At 68.2% G+C, this 15,443-nt stretch carries 12 protein-coding genes and 1 riboswitch; of the genes, 3 read left to right on the top strand and 9 right to left on the bottom strand.

Annotation, left to right across the window (positions count from 1 at the left end; translation table 11 throughout):
• Positions 1-7 precede the first annotated feature (7 nt).
• Together ACZ5QD_RS02065 and putP are read left to right on the top strand one after the other, a co-directional pair.
• Positions 8-3,538: a bifunctional proline dehydrogenase/L-glutamate gamma-semialdehyde dehydrogenase gene (locus tag ACZ5QD_RS02065; protein ID WP_464367075.1), complete on the top strand. Its 3,531-nt coding sequence runs from the start codon at positions 8-10 to the stop codon at positions 3,536-3,538.
• 147 nt (positions 3,539-3,685) lie between these two features.
• Entirely contained in the window at positions 3,686-5,236 is a 1,551-nt protein-coding gene (gene putP, locus ACZ5QD_RS02060) for a sodium/proline symporter PutP (RefSeq protein ID WP_464367074.1), read from the top strand.
• 12 nt (positions 5,237-5,248) lie between these two features.
• Here putP and ACZ5QD_RS02055 read toward each other — a convergent pair whose 3' ends face one another.
• A complete protein-coding gene (locus tag ACZ5QD_RS02055) occupies positions 5,249-6,466 on the bottom strand; it encodes a PucR family transcriptional regulator (protein WP_464367073.1) in 1,218 nt (405 codons plus the stop codon).
• 118 nt (positions 6,467-6,584) lie between these two features.
• Between ACZ5QD_RS02055 and ACZ5QD_RS02050 the strand changes: the two genes are divergently transcribed.
• Complete coding sequence (locus ACZ5QD_RS02050) at positions 6,585-8,102, top strand: flavin-containing monooxygenase (protein ID WP_222111019.1); 1,518 nt, start codon at positions 6,585-6,587, stop codon at positions 8,100-8,102.
• Positions 8,103-8,176: 74 nt separating this feature from the next.
• Here the strand turns inward: ACZ5QD_RS02050 and ACZ5QD_RS02045 are convergent, their stop codons facing one another.
• The 8 genes from ACZ5QD_RS02045 to ACZ5QD_RS02010 form a co-directional block, all read right to left on the bottom strand.
• Positions 8,177-9,493, bottom strand: a complete 1,317-nt coding sequence (locus ACZ5QD_RS02045; RefSeq protein ID WP_464367072.1) for an Ig-like domain-containing protein — start codon at positions 9,491-9,493, stop codon at positions 8,177-8,179.
• A gap of 15 nt (positions 9,494-9,508) precedes the next feature.
• On the bottom strand, positions 9,509-10,249 hold the full coding sequence (locus ACZ5QD_RS02040) for a hypothetical protein (protein WP_464367071.1): 741 nt from the start codon (positions 10,247-10,249) through the stop codon (positions 9,509-9,511).
• 35 nt (positions 10,250-10,284) lie between these two features.
• Positions 10,285-11,214, bottom strand: coding sequence for a hypothetical protein (locus ACZ5QD_RS02035; RefSeq protein WP_464367070.1), 930 nt, complete (start codon positions 11,212-11,214; stop codon positions 10,285-10,287).
• 268 nt (positions 11,215-11,482) lie between these two features.
• Positions 11,483-12,709 carry an acyl-CoA dehydrogenase family protein gene (locus ACZ5QD_RS02030; RefSeq protein WP_464367069.1) on the bottom strand — a complete coding sequence of 409 codons (1,227 nt, stop codon included), beginning with the start codon at positions 12,707-12,709 and terminating at the stop codon, positions 11,483-11,485.
• Between the two features lie 94 nt (positions 12,710-12,803).
• Positions 12,804-13,580, bottom strand: a complete 777-nt coding sequence (locus ACZ5QD_RS02025) for an 8-oxoguanine DNA glycosylase OGG fold protein (protein ID WP_464367068.1) — start codon at positions 13,578-13,580, stop codon at positions 12,804-12,806.
• Positions 13,581-13,662: 82 nt separating this feature from the next.
• Positions 13,663-14,154: a histidine phosphatase family protein gene (locus ACZ5QD_RS02020; RefSeq protein WP_464367067.1), complete on the bottom strand. Its 492-nt coding sequence runs from the start codon at positions 14,152-14,154 to the stop codon at positions 13,663-13,665.
• Between the two features lie 5 nt (positions 14,155-14,159).
• Positions 14,160-14,966: a CbtA family protein gene (locus ACZ5QD_RS02015; RefSeq protein ID WP_464367066.1), complete on the bottom strand. Its 807-nt coding sequence runs from the start codon at positions 14,964-14,966 to the stop codon at positions 14,160-14,162.
• Between the two features lie 20 nt (positions 14,967-14,986).
• Positions 14,987-15,208 carry a CbtB domain-containing protein gene (locus ACZ5QD_RS02010; RefSeq protein ID WP_464367065.1) on the bottom strand — a complete coding sequence of 74 codons (222 nt, stop codon included), beginning with the start codon at positions 15,206-15,208 and terminating at the stop codon, positions 14,987-14,989.
• Positions 15,209-15,270: 62 nt separating this feature from the next.
• Positions 15,271-15,346, bottom strand: a riboswitch (cobalamin riboswitch).
• Positions 15,347-15,443 lie beyond the last annotated feature (97 nt).

Below are 15,443 nucleotides of genomic sequence, written 5' to 3'. Positions count from 1 at the left end.
TGGCATCATGACCACCGCACACGCCACCGATCCGATTCCGGCGCCCACCGAAGTGTTCACCGAACTGAACGAGCTCGCCGACGCCTCCGAGAAACTCGTCACCGACTGGCTGCGCGCCGCCGCGGCGGCGCAGACCGAGCCGCATGCGTCCGCTCGCCGTCTCGCCTCGGTCCTGGCCGATCCGCGCGGGCTCGATTTCACCGTCGGTTTCGTCGACCGGGTGATCGGCACCGAGGACCAGAAGGCGGCCGCCCAAGCGCTCGCCGAACTCGCGGCGAGCACCCCGGCCACACTGGGCGCGTGGGACCGCTTGCAGATCAAGGCCGGCGGCGTCCTGGCCGAGAGGCTGCCCGGGGTCGTCATCCCCGCCGCCCGCGCACGGATGCGTTCGATGGTCGGGCACATGATCGTCGACGCCCGTGAGCGGCCCTTCCGCCGGGCGGTCGCCAAGCTCCGCGAGAGCGGCCATCGGCTCAACATCAACCCGCTGGGCGAGGCTGTGCTCGGTGACGCTGAGGCCGACAACCATCTCGCGGACGCGCGGGCGTTGCTGCGGCGCGATGACGTCGACTACGTCTCGATCAAAGTCTCCTCCGTCGCCTCCCAGATCTCGATGTGGGCGTTCGAGGAGACGGCGCAGTACATCATCGACCGACTGACGCCGATGTACCTCCAGGCCGCCGCCGCGCCCGCGGGCACCAAGTTCATCAACCTCGACATGGAGGAATACCGCGATCTGGAGCTCACCATCGAGGTGTTCACCCGGCTCCTGAGCCTCCCCGAACTCAAGGACTTCGAAGCGGGGATCGTGCTGCAGGCCTACCTGCCGGACGCACTCGGCGCGATGGCGCGCCTGTCGGACTTCGCTGCCGCCCGGGTGGCGGCCGGTGGCGCCGGGATCAAGGTCCGGCTGGTGAAGGGCGCCAACCTCGCTATGGAGTCCGTGCACGCCGAGGTGGCCGGATGGCCTCAGGTGACCTGCTCGTCGAAGACCGCGACGGATGCCAACTACAAACTCGTGCTGCACTGGCTGCTCAACAGGGATCACATGCGGGGCCTGCGCGTCGGTGTGGCCGGGCACAATCTGTTCGACATCGCCTTCGCCCATCTGCTGGCCGATCGCCGCGGTGTGTCCGACCGCGTCGAGTTCGAGATGCTGCAGGGCATGGCGACCGAGCAGGCCGATGTCCTCAGCGCCGACGTCGGCCGGCTGCTGCTGTACGTGCCGACGGTGAAGCCGAAGGAATTCGACGTCGCGATCTCGTACCTGGTACGGCGTCTCGAGGAGAACGCCGCGCCTGAGAACTTCATGTCGGGCATCTTCGACCTCGCGCCCGGAAGCGCGATCTATCACCGGGAGTCGGGGCGGTTCCGCGATGCGCTCGCCGAACTCGGCCGCATCCTCACCACCGACGGCTATGCGCCTCCCCTGCCCAATGACCGGCAGGACCGAACACTCGACCAGTCCGCCGAGACTGCCCTCGATCCGGCACTGCCGCTTCCGGCCTTCGCGAACGAACCGGATACCAACGCCGCCCTGCCCGCCAATCAGCGATGGGCGCGCGACGCGCTCGCCACCGCGACACCGCAGTGGCTCGCCTCCCAGCCCGTTCCCGACCGGGTCGCCGAAGACGAGGTGGACGCGCTGGTCGAACGCGCCCGGTCGGCCGCCGCACAGTGGAGCGCACGCCCGGCCGCCGACCGCGCGGCGATCCTCTACCGCACCGCGGACATCCTCTCCCGCCGGCGCGGACACCTCGTCTCGCTGGCCGCGGCAGAGGCGGGCAAGACCGTCGCCCAGTCCGATCCCGAGATCTCCGAAGCCATCGACTTCGCCCGCTATTACGCGCACAGGGCACTGGAACTGGACGAGGTCGCCGCGGCCGCCTTCACTCCGGACCGGGTGATCGTAGTGACACCGCCGTGGAACTTCCCGATCGCGATCCCCGCGGGCGGCACCTTCGCCGCCCTGGCCGCCGGCGCAGCGGTGATCCACAAGCCGTCGAAGCCGACACCGCACTGCTCGATGGCCATTCTCGAAGCCCTCTGGGAGGCAGGTGTTCCGCGCGAGGCGTGCCAGGGAGTGTTTCCCGACGAGGGCCCGGCCGGGCGACGACTGATCAGTCATCCCGACGTCGACCGCGTCGTGCTCACCGGCGCCTCCGAGACCGCGTCCCTGTTCGCGTCCTGGCGTCCGGACCTGCGGATCAACGCCGAGACCTCCGGTAAGAACGCGCTGATCATCACCCCGTCCGCCGATCGCGACCTCGCCATCGCCGATCTGGTCCACAGCGCTTTCGGCCACGCGGGCCAGAAGTGCTCGGCGGCGTCGCTGGCGATCCTCGTCGGCAGCACGTACTCCTCGGAGCGGTTCCGCCGTCAGTTGGTGGACGCGGCCGCCTCACTCATCGTCGACTGGCCCACCAATCTCTCGGCCACCGTCGGACCGCTCACCGAGGATCCGAGCGACAAGCTGCTGCGGGCACTGACCACCCTCGAGCCCGGCGAACGCTGGCTCCTGAAGCCGCGGCGGATCGACGACCGGCTGTGGTCACCGGGAATCAAGGACGGTGTGGCGCCCGGATCGTTCTTCCACCGCACCGAGTGCTTCGGACCGGTTCTCGGACTGATGCGCGCTGAGACGCTCGACGAGGCCCTCGAGTTGCAGAATGCCACCGACTTCGGACTCACCGCGGGTCTGCACTCCCTCGAGCCGCGCGAGGTCCGCTCGTGGATCGACCGCGTCGAGGCGGGAAACGTGTACGTCAACCGCGGCATCACCGGCGCGATCGTCCGCAGGCAGCCCTTCGGCGGGTGGAAGCGGTCGTCGGTGGGTCTGGGTTCCAAGGCGGGCGGTCCCAATTACCTGATGCTCATGGGATCGTGGGCCGACCGCGATTGCCTGCCCGACGCCGCGCCGGCCGCGCTCGCCGAGGTCGGCGCCTTCATCGACTCGGTCTCGCCGGTGCTCACCGCCGGTGAGACGGCATGGCTGCGAGCGGCGGTGAGCGACGACGACACCGCGTGGGCCGCCGAGTTCGGGACGCCGCGCGACGAGACGGGCCTGGCCGGCGAGGCGAACATCTTCCGCTATCGCCCCGCGGCGGTGGCGCTGCGGGTGACGGCGGAGTCGACGCCCGTCAAGGTGGCACGACTCCTCGCGGCCGCGCACCGGAGCGGTGCGCGCGTGGTGGCGGCACCGGCGCCGGACATCGGCGACGATTTGCGCGCGGTGCTCGACGCCGCGGCCGCGCTGGGCGTGCCGATCGATCCCGCCCGCGACGACCAGGCCTTCGTCGACCGGATCGGACGGGCGGGCATCGCCCGTGTCCGCCTGGCTTCTCCGGCGACGCAGACACTGCGCGATCTCACCCTCGGACGACCCGAACTCGCGGTGCTCGACGACACCGTCACCGCGTCCGGACGCGTCGAACTGCGGTACTGGCTCGCCGAGCAGTCGGTCTCGATGACCCTGCATCGATTCGGGAACCTCGACCGCGCCTTCGTCGAATTGGCCGAAGACCTCAAGTCTTCATAGATCGCCACAATGTGGGGACGTACATCTTGTACGTCCCCACATGCTGTGCCGGGTCGGTCACCGGGAAGAATCGTCGTGAGCGGGAGACCTGTGTCACATTTGACGCGTGTGTTGCTTCCGGCTGAACCCACCTCTAGGAGATGACCTATGACCGTCGCGCCCGACGAGAAGACCATCCAGCTGGTCGCGGTCGCGCTGTACTTCGCAGCCATGCTCGGCATCGGCTGGTACGCGTACCGCCGCACGCGGAACAGTCTGGACGATTACATGCTCGCCGGCCGCGGACTCAAGCCGTGGGTCGCCGCACTCAGCGCTGGTGCGTCGGACATGTCGGGTTGGCTGCTGATGGGCCTGCCGGGCGCGATGTATCTCTCCGGTCTCTCGGCATCCTGGATCATGATCGGACTGCTGATCGGCGCGTGGACCAACTGGAAGCTGGTCGCGCCGCGACTGCGCGCATACACGCAGGTGGCAGGCGACTCGATCACGATTCCGAGCTTTTTCGAATCGCGGTTGCACGACGACTCGCGCATCCTCCGGATCACCTGCGGCGTCATCATCCTGGTGTTCTTCACGTTCTACGTCTCCAGCGGCATGGTCGCCTCCGGAAAGTTCTTCGACAGTTCCTTCGGGGTCGACTACACCGCGGGCATGCTGATCGTCGCCGGCATCACCATGCTGTACACGCTGTTCGGCGGGTTCCTCGGCGCGTCGCTCACCGACGTGGCGCAGGGGCTGCTGGTGGTGGTCGCGCTTCTGGCGGTACCGATCATCGGCATCATCGACCTGGGCGGCGTCGGCGCCACCATCGACGGAGTGAACGCCGCGATGGACAACGGGCTGAGCTTCTTCGCCGGGACCACCGTCATCGGCATCATCTCGGCAGCCGCGTGGGGGCTGGGCTACTTCGGGCAGCCGCACATCATCGTGCGTTTCATGGCGCTGCGGTCCCCGTCCGAGGCCGGTGTCGCCCGCCGTATCGGCATCGGCTGGATGCTGCTGTGCGCGCTCGGCGCCGTCGGCACCGCACTGGTCGGCATCGCCTACTTCGCCGAGCACACCGCGCAGGCCCCGAAGGACGCCGAGACCGTGTTCCTGTCCCTGTCGCAGCTGCTGTTCCACCCCTTCATCGCGGGCCTGGTGCTGGCCGCCGTCCTCGCGGCCATCATGTCCACCATCTCCTCCCAGCTCGTCGTCTGCTCGTCAGCTCTGGTGGAGGATCTGTACAAGCTGGTCGCCGAGAAGACCGGCAGGGGCCGTGAACTCACTGACAAGACCTACGTCATGCTCGGCCGTCTCGGTGTTCTGACGATCGCGGTGATCGCCGCGCTGCTGGCGATCTCGCCGTCGAACAGCATTCTGGATCTGGTCGCCTTCGCTTGGGCGGGCTTCGGGTCGGCCTTCGGCCCGGCGGTGATCCTCTGCCTGTACTGGCGCCGGGTCAGCACCGTCGGAGTCCTGTCGGGCATCGTCGCGGGCGCGGTCGTCGCCTACGTGTGGGGTCAGACCTCGCTGAGCGACGACCTCTACGAGATCATCCCGGGCTTCGCGGCCAGCCTGATCGTCACCGTGGTCGTCAGTCTGCTGACCTTCCGCGCGGACCCGGAGATCGATGCCGAGTTCACGCGTGCGGTGGAGCTGAGCCGGTCCAAGGAGCCGTTCACTCATCGGACCGACGACGTCCTCGCCGACGTCTGACCCGCCGCGCACCTACTCGCGCCACCGCAGAGCTTCGAGCGCCGCCGCCACGGCGACGGCGTTCGTCTCCAGCGGCCGCGGCAGCAACTCCTGGGCACGCGCCACATGCCGGACCACGGTATTGCGATGCGTGTACAGGCGCGCGGCGGCCGCGCTCGCGTTGCACTGACAGGCGAACCACATCCGAACCGATTCGTGGAGACCGCGGTCGGCGGACGCCAGATCGCCGAGGGTGTGCGCGACGAAGGCGTCCAGCCGTGTCAGATCGCGCGTCATCGCCGCCAGCAACGCGAGGTCGTCGTATGCGGCGAACCGCGCCGTCGAGCCGAGCCTGGTCAGCAACTGCTGTCCTTCGAGTGCTTCGAAGTGGCTGCGGCGGAACCCCTCTCGACCCGCGCCGGGCGAGCCGGCCGTCACCCGTACATGCGGGTGCGCCGCGAGTGCCGCGTCCACCACCAGCCGATCGGTCGGCAGCCACACCCACAGTTCCGAGGCCCCGGCCAGGACGGTGAGACGGCGACCGACGCCGGAGGCGACCATGATCGCCTCGCAGGCGGCCTCCAGATCGTCGGGTGCCAGCCCGGCGTCCCCCGAGATCACCATCGCCGACTGCGGTCCTTCGATCGAGTATCGGAGAGCGAGGTCGGCGCGGGCCGGCGCGATCGGCGCACCCTCCAGGATCAGCGCGACCGCAGCACGCCGCTGGGCGTGGTTGTCGCCCGCGAGTTCGGCGCGGGCGACGTCGATCTGGTGCGTCAGTTCGGCCACCGTGTCGTCGATGAAAGTGGCGATCGAGACCGAGGTCACCTCGAGAAGCTCCCGCAGCAGTCTCGCGTCCGAGGTCAGCCCGAAGCAGATCTGCATCCAGAGCCGCCAGGCGGTGTTCTGCGCGGTGCGGAACGAGTCGAGCGCACCGGCGTCGAATCCGCGCCTGACCAGATCGCGGACAAAGCCGATCGTCTCCTCGTTGAGGTTGACGCTCACCCGTGCGCCGGGGTCGGCCAGGTTGCTTCGAGCCCAGTGGTTCAGATTGCCCTCGTTGATCCGCAGGGCGACCTCTCGCAGATCCGCATCCACGAGGACGCGCTCCATCCCGGCGGGGTGCATCGCGGCGTGGTTCATATCGGCGACCCATTCGGGCGGAGCGTTCAGAACCGTCTCCACACCGGCCAGGATGAGGTCGGCCACCTCACGACTGGGTTCGGCCAGTTCTGCCTCGTCAGACGCCATATGGTCGATTATGCACCCCGACTACGGCGATGTTGGTGCGATTCATCCTTGCTTTTCATCGACGGTTACAACGATCATTGGTATCGAAGGTTCAGCCCTCCTGACGAGAAGGAACACCATGACCACCGAATCGACGGGCACATCGGCCACCGCCGACTCGATTTTGAGCGAGCAGCCGCTCGACGTCGTCGTCCTCGGCGCAGGCATCTCCGGAATCGGCGCCGCGCACTACCTCACCACCGAGCATCCCGGAAAGAGCTTCGTGATCCTCGAATCACGCGACTCCATCGGCGGTACCTGGGATCTGTTCCGGTACCCCGGCATCCGCTCCGATTCCGATCTCAACACGTTCGGATACGAGTTCAAGCCGTGGCGCGATCCCCAGGCCATCGCCGACGCACCCCGCATCCTCGACTACCTGCGTGAGGCCGTCGCCGAGGACCGCCTGGAGTCGAAGATCGCGTTCAACCGCCGCGCGGTGTCGGCCGACTGGTCCGAGGCCGAGCAGTTGTGGACCCTGACCGTCAAGCACAACGACACCGGCGAGACCTCCGAGGTCAAGACCCGCTGGGTGTTCGCGGGCACCGGCTACTACAACTACGACGAGGGCTTCACTCCGGAGTTCGCAGGCAGCGACGACTTCGCGGGGCAGATCGTCCATCCGCAGCACTGGCCCGAGGATCTCGACTACCGGGGCAAGAAGGTCGTCGTCATCGGTTCCGGCGCCACGGCCGTCACCCTGGTCCCCTCGATGGCGGGCGATGCCGCACACGTCACGATGCTCCAGCGCACGCCGACCTACGTGATCCCGCTTCCCCGCGAGGACGCCATCTCCAACGCACTCAAGAAGACGCTCGGCGCCGAGCGCGGCTACCGGCTGAGCCGTCAGAAGAACATCTTCCAGCAGAAGCTGGTGTACCAGTTCTGCCAGCGCTATCCGAGCGTCGCGCGCAAGGTCATCCGCGCCTCCAATGCGGCGCTCCTCCCCCGCGACTACGACCTGGACACCCACTTCAACCCGCCCTACAACCCGTGGGATCAGCGGCTGTGCGTGGTCCCGGACGGCGACCTGTTCAAGGCGATCAAGAAGGGCACCGCGTCCATCGAGACCGGTCGGATCAAGCGGTTCGTCGCCGACGGCATCGAACTCGAGTCCGGTCAGGTGCTCGAGGCCGACATCATCGTCACGGCCACCGGTCTCAACCTGCAGTTGTTCGGCGGGATGGAGCTCAGCCGCGACGGCGAGCCGATCGACCTGTCCGAGACCGTCGCCTACCGTGGCGTGATGCTGTCCGGCGTGCCCAACTGGGTGCTGGCGATCGGCTACACGAACTCGTCGTGGACGCTGAAGATCGGCCTGCTGTGCGAGTACTTCTGTCGCATGCTGACCCACATGGACCAGGGCGGCTACAGCTCGGTGCGGCCGGTGGCCGATCCCGGCATGGAGACCCGGCCGCTGCTCGACTTCGGCGCCGGATACGTCAAGCGGGCCCTCGACCGTCTGCCGAAGCAGGGAACGCAGAGCCCGTGGACCATGACCATGGCGGTCTCCGCCGACGTCAAGCAGCTTCGCAAGGGCGAGGTCGACGACGCCTTCCTGGACTACCGGAAGGTCGCCGCCACCGTCGACGCCTGAGGCTTCCCCTTCGAGCACGAGTGCCCCGGACCTCATGGTCCGGGGCACTCGTGTCTATCGGTGGTCGGCGTCGATCAGTTGCTGCTGCCGACCGCGTCGGTGATGCCGCCGAGCAGCCCGCCGAGGCTGCCGCCGAACAGGCCACCGAGGCTGCCGCCGCCCAGGCTGCCCGAGCCGCCGCCGGTGCCGGTGCCGGGATCGGGGTCGCCACCGTCACCGGGACCGCCCGGGTCGCCACCGCCGTCACCGGGGTCGCCACCGCCGGCGGCCTCGACGACGAGGTTCCTGATCGACGACTTCGCGCCGACCACTGCCTTCAACTCCACGGCACCGGCGGTCGTGGGAGTCCACTGACACGTGGCTTTGCCGTTCGTGAGAACGAGCCCGGAGCAGATCGCGGCACCGTTCGCGGTGAGTGTGACCGCACTGCCCTCGGATGCGTCGGACGTCACCACGACCGGGGTGGCGGTGCCGACCTTGGGCGATCCGTTGACCGCGATCACCGGCGCGCCGGGTTCGGGTTCGGGGTCGGCTGCCGCGACGGTGCCCGTGATCGTCGCGTTGGACGCTTCGATGGTCGCCGTTCCCGAATAGACCGCCTTCAGCGAGTAGGCACCACCCGCGGCGGGCTTCCAGTTCGTCGTCGCGACTCCCGCGGCGACGGTGCCGGTCCCGATCGAGGCGCCGTTGTTGAAGAACTCGACTGTGCCGCCGGTGGCACCGCTGCCGCCGGCCGTGACCGTCGCCTTCACAGTCGAGGTCTCACCGGCCTTGGGCGCCGGCGTCACCGACACGGCCGTGGCCGACGCGGTCTTGGGGGCGGGTGCTTCCACCGTGATGGTCGGGCCCACGTTCGGGCGCTTGTTGTTCGATTCGAACGCGTTGGTCGTCGACCACTCCAGACCGCCGGTGTTCAGCGGCCCCGGCGAGCAAGTGATCGTGTAGTCCTGCGTCCAGATCAGCGGCGTCGCCGCCCAGGATCCCGCGCCGGTCGCGTCGATCTTGACCCAGCCGTCTCCGGAGGTGACCTCGCTCGGCTTCTGCGTTCCGGGCCCGTCCGGATTGTTCGTGTACGTTCCGCCCGAGACGGTCCACACCGACGTATTCGGCACGGCCTGCATGCAGGACGGATGGTTGTCGCGCACGTTGTACACCAGCCACGCCATCTTGCGGTCGATCCGATTCGTGACGGTCACCCTGTCGCCGACCGTCACCTTGCCGCCGACCAGGGCGGCGCCGCCGACCGTTCGCGAGAAGCTGACGGTGTCGTTGCTACCGGTCACCGGGGTCATCGTCTCCGCGGACGCGGCACCGATGCCCGCCGTCCCTGCCACGACCGCCGCGGACGACGCCGCGAGAGCGAGGACCGCAGATCTGTTGAGTCTGCTCATCTGACTACTCCTGAATCATCCGAAGAGGTTCGACAGGCTGCCCGACCCGAGGCTGCCGGTCCCGGAGCTACCCGACCCCGAACCGCCGCCGGCACCGCCCGCGCCGTCGCCGCCCGAGCCGTCACCACCGGAACCGGTGCCACCGCTGCCGGTGTCTCCGCCGGAACCGTCCCCGCCACCGGGCGACGACGCCGGGATCACCGTGATGACCGGACCCACGTCCGGCTTGTTGTTGTTCGCCTCGAACGCGTTGGTCGTCGACCACTGCAAACCGCCCGTGTTCAGTTCCCCCGGCGAGCACGTGATCGTGTAGTCCTGCGTCCAGATCAGCGGCGTCGCCGCCCAGGAACCGGCACCGGTCGCGTCGATCTTGACCCAGCCGTCTCCGGAGGTGACCTCACTCGGCTTCTGCGTTCCGGGACCGTCCGGGTTGTTCGTGTACGTTCCGCCCGAGACGGTCCACACCGACGTATTCGGCACGGCCTGCATGCAGGACGGATGGTTGTCGCGCACGTTGTACACCAGCCACGCCATCTTGCGGTCGATCCGATTCGTGACGGTCACCCGGTCGCCGACCTTCACCTTGCCGTCGACGAGGCCGGCGCCCTCCACCGATCGTTGGAAGCTCACCGTGTCATTGCCGCCGGTGGCCGGGCCCACGGTGTCGGCTGCGGCGGCCCCGGTGCCGAGCGCCGCAAGCGTGGCGGCTGCCGCGCAACTGCCCGCGATCGCGATCGTCCGTCTGATTGTCGACATGTTCGTCTGCTTTCTCGAAGTGGTGTTCTGCGCGCTCATCCGAGGCTGCCCGTATAGATGCTGCCGGTGTCCATTCCGGCGCTCCCGCTGCCGAGGCTCCCGCCGAGGCTGCCGCCGCCGGCCGGGCTGGCCGAGACATAGACGGTCTCGGCGACGGTGATCGGCTCCGCACTGGAGATGACCGCGCGCAGCGGGTACGACCCGGCCTTCGTCGGCACCCAGGTGCATGTGACGCGGCGGTCACCGTCGAGCTCGAGGTTCCCGCAGCCGTCGAGAGGCTTGCCGTCGGCGGTGAGGACCACCTTGTCGCCGGGGCGCCCGTCCGGGTTCTTGATCGTGATCTCGACGTCGTTGTTCGCCATGGCGTCCTTCGGGTTCACCGAGATCCCGGGAACGCCGCGGGTCACCTCGATGTTCGGACCGATGTTCGGGTGATCGCCGCTGTCGCCGACCCAAGTGGTGGAGTACTGCAGCCCGCCGGTGTTCAGCGTCCCGACGTCGCATTTGAGGAGATAGTCCTGCGACCAGGCGATGCTCTCCCAGGAGTTGGCCGCGGGCGGGTCGATCATCGCCCATCCCGGGCCGGCGGAGAACTCGCCCGGCTTCTGAGTGCCGGAGACATTCGGGTTGTTCGTGTAGGTCTTACCGCTCACCTTCCACACCGAGGTGTTGGGCACGGCCTCCATGCAGATCGGGTGCTTGTCCTTCACCCAGTAGATGAGCCAGGCCATTTTGCGGTCGAGCCGGTTGGTGACGGTGACGACCTCACCGTTGGGCACTTTGCCGTCGACCAGTTTGAGTCCGCTGATCTCGCGGGAGAAGTTCACGGCACTGCTGCTGCCCTTCGCCGGACCGACGGTGTCGGCGTCCGCCGCACCCGATCCGGACATCACGCCGACCGCGCCCAGCGCAGCGATCGCCCCTACTGCTGCGAGTCGTCGCAGCACGATCTTGGTTTTCAACACAGCCTCCTCGATTCGCGGCGCGGGATCAGGTGGGAGGGCACCGCGACAGCGTCCGATAAATGTATGGACCCCACGAGAGCGATCGCTTCATCGAGCAGTCGATACGTCCCGAATTACGTGCTGCCAGCACAAAAACTGCGACATATCAGCCGTTCGTAGGACGGTCCGGCACGGACTGGTGGTCGGCGCACCGCCCCCGGATACGACCGATGCCCGCAGGTTCCCCCTGCGGGCATCGGTCGGAGTCGGTGTGGTTCGGTCGCGCGCCTTACTGCGCCAGCAGTCCCTTCGCCACGTGGGTCACCTGGATCTCGTTCGACCCGGCGTAGATCATCAGCGACTTCGCATCGCGCGCCAGCTGCTCCACGCGGTACTCGGCCATGTAGCCGTTGCCGCCGAAGAGCTGCACCGCCTCCATCGCGACCTCGGTCGCCGCCCGGGACGAGTACAGCTTCATCGCGGACGCCTGGGCCAGTGTCGGCGGCTTGCCGGCCTTGGCCGCCTCCATCGCGACGAAGAGCATGTTCTGCACGTTGAGCCGCGCGATCTCCATCTCCGCGAGCTTGAGCTGAATGAGCTGGAACTTTCCGATCTCCTGCCCCCACAGGGTACGCGTCTTGGCGTAGTCGATGCAGAGCCGCTGGCATTCGTTGATGATGCCCAGCGACAGCGCGGCGATGCCGATCCGCTCGGCGGTGAATCCGGCCTTCGCGCTGTCGCCGCCCCGCTTGTCCGATCCGGTCTCCTCGGTCTCTCCGAGCAAACGATCCCGGCCCACCCGGACGTTGTCGAAGAACAGTTCGCCGGTCGGCGAACTCATCATGCCCATCTTCTTGAACGGCTTGCCCTGGGTGAGTCCCTCCATGCCCTTGTCGAGGACGAAGGTGAGCACCTTGCGATCGCGCATCGGCGTGCCGTCGCCCTCGTCGAGCTTGGCGAAGACCACCATGGTGTCGGCGTACGGGCCGTTGGTGATGAAGGTCTTGTTGCCGTTGAGGATGTAGTCGTCGCCGTCGCGGCGCACCGTCGTCTTCATCCCGCCGAGCGCGTCCGAGCCGCTGTCGGGCTCGGTGATGGCCCACGCCCCCACCTTCTCCATCGTCACCAACTCCGGAAGCCAGCGACGCTTCTGCGCCAGGGTGCCGCGACTGCGGATCGTCGAGACAGTCAGACCCATTGAGACGCCCATCGACGCGATGAGACCCAGGCTGACTCCCGCCATCTCCATGTTGAGGATCAGGAACATCGAGTTGGCGAGACTGTTCGATCCGCCGCCCGACGATCGCGGCTCGCCCGCCTCCTCGGCTGCGAGCTCCTTCTCCAGGCTCTCGGCGTTCATCGAGTCCATCCCGAAGGTCGCCAGCATCTTGCGGAGGATGTCGTACGGCGGGAGCGACCCCGACTCCAGACCCTCCAGATTGGGCCGGACCTCCTTGTCGATGAAGCCGCGCACAGCGTCGCGGACCATCACATCTTCCTCAGACCACTCGAACATCAAGCCTCCAAACTGGAACACGTTTCACTTAGCTCTGACGGTAGCGCATCGTGTCACCAACCCGGTAGGTCGACGCCCGCGGCCGACCGGCTCGTCACAGCGCCGATCCGTCCCGTAGGGCGGCCTCGGCCAGCCGACTGTGCCACTGCCGATTGAGCCACATCTCGACCAGTTCCGGCGCCACGGCCGCCTGCGCGGCCCACCGGTAAAGCAGGGCGTTGTACCGCACGTATCTGCGGACGGAGTAGTGTGACACCGACGACGCGACAAGCCAGCCGTTCCACGTGAGGCTGCCGGCGCTGGCAGCATCCAGCAGTTGCGGACGGTCGGGTGCCCCGGAGTGGATCGCCCAGCAGTACAGGGACATCAGCACGTGGCCCACTCCGGGAGCGACCGGCCATCCCGACCAGTCCCGATACGCCGCAGCGTCGATCAGTGCCGGAGCGCGCCGGCAGGCGACGAGCGCACGCTCGACCGCGGCGAACGGCTTGCCCGCATCCCGCCCGGACCGAACGTCGACGAATCGGCGGACACCGCCGCGCAGCGGGTGCTCGGCCAGCCAGGCGGCACACATGTACAGGCGATCGAGTTCCGGTTCGTCGCCGAGGCCCATTCCGTGCACACCCGGCTCGAGATCGCCCCGACGCAGGTACGCGGCGCCCTTCCACACCTGCGTTCCGTCCGCATCGCGCCCGCTGACCTGCGCCGGGATCTCGCACTGCGCCAGGCGCTCGTTCCACCAATCCAGATCCACTTCGACGACATCCTCGAGAACCGTCTCGGCGTAGGGCTGATTCCGGCACCAGGCGATGCAGTCCGCCGGAATCACCAGGTGCGCGTCCGCGCCGTCGCCGCTCCAACTGTCGTCCATGCGGCCGATAGTGGCACGGCCCTCTGACATCGACGTCGCACCTGTTCCGCAGCGTCAGAGAGTGGGCGTCAGAGAGTGGGCGTCAGAGAGTGACGGTGTACAGCCCGCCCGGGCACACGTCGGCCGCGAAGAAGCTCGCGGCGTCCTCGCAGAGCACGGCCTGTGCGACCGGGCCCGCGACCACGAGCGTCGCCGGCCCGCCCGCGGTGAGCGCTGCGAGGACGCCGCGGATCCGACCCACGAACGCGCCGACCGACTCACCGCCGTGGCCCGACCACAGGGGGTCACCGAACCAGGAGCCCAACTGCGCCGGGTCGACCGACTCCGGCGCGGTCGACCGCCAGCGGCCGACGTCGAGCGACGCCAGTCGCGGGTCGACGCCGAACAGACCGCACGCCAGGCGTGCGGTCTGCGTCACCGATCTCTCGGGTCCGGCGATCACCCGTCCGGCCCGGGGCAGCCGCGATGCGAGCACCGCCGCATCCCGGCGGCCGCGGGAGTCGAGATCGTCGTGCTCGCCGCCGAACCGGACCGCTCTGTTGGGTGCGGTCCGCGCGGCGACCACCAGATGCACCGACGTCAGGCGCCGACCTCCGCGAGCGTGCGGTCGGAAGCCTTGGACCGGCGCATCATCACGCCGAGCAGCGCGACGAACGCCACGGTCAGGACCGTCCACAGGAGTACCTGGTTCGCGATCGCGTACACCCGGAAATCGGCCACCACCTGCCCGGGGAATCCGGCGCCGACGATCCGGTCACCGTCCATCACCGGACCGGGGATCTCCTTGAACTCGGGAAGAAGCGCGGCCGTGATGGTCACACCGGCCAGGTACATCACCGCGGAGGTGACACCCGACCACAGTCCGCCGATCCGGTCCGCGAGCCGGCAGCCGAGGATCACCGCGACGACCATCAGCGCCACCGACACCAGCGTCAGCGTCAGGTAGGCGCCCGACCGCGCTCCGATGGTGTCCTCCTCGCCGACCGCGGGCGGGTTGGGCGGGTAGACGAAGTAGGGGACGCCGATCACGGCCACGAAGGCCACGGCCCCCAGCCCCGCTGCGACCGCCCGCGGGTCCGCGGCCGGCCACCGGCGTCCCACGTAGGCCCACAGAACTGTGAACGCGACGGCGAACAGGGCGCCCATGGCGACGGCGAAGACGACCGTGCCGACTCCCGCACCGACGTTCTCCTGGACGGTTCGGCTGTAGATCTCGTGCTCATGTGCGTGCTCGCCGGACAGCATCGACTCGGCGTGCGACCGCTCCTCCTCGTAGTCGATGGCCAGCCGCACCTGTGGTTCGATGAAGATCCGCGCATAGACGAACGACACCAGCCCGGCGATCAGGCCTGCGAGCACGCCTGCGCCGGTGAATCTGCGCTCCATTGTTCTGTTGTCTCCCCGGCTCAGTGGCAGGGGAAGCCGAGGAAGTGCCGTGCGTCGTGCACGAACTCGTGGACATGGGTGTCGCTGCCGAACACCGACACCGCGCCCTGGTCGTATCCCAGGAAGTAGTAGGCGAGCGCCGCGAGTGCCACGGTGGCGGTGAGCCAGAGGGCCGCGCTCGCGGCGGAGAGGTTCGGCACGGCGAGGGATCGTAGGCCCTGCGTTGCGGTGGATGCGGTCATCGTCGACGTCCTGTTCTCCCGGATCACGCGCCCGGGGTCGGAATTGTTCACACCGATGCGACTGTCTGGCTCGCGGTCCGACGGCGTCGTCGGCGGACCGCTCACAGTGGCGCGACCGCCCCGGATTCGCACCGGGTTAACCGCATCGGCCCGCTGAGTGTACCGCCGGCCGCAATCCGCCGAGTGTCACAGGTGTGCGCTTGAATGGGAGTGTGGCATCGGGCAGTCAGATCCT

It is taken from the genome of Gordonia sp. J1A, assembly GCF_055393515.1.
The sequence above is the reverse complement of the archived record's forward strand: the minus strand, read 5'-3'. Positions and strand labels throughout refer to the sequence as shown.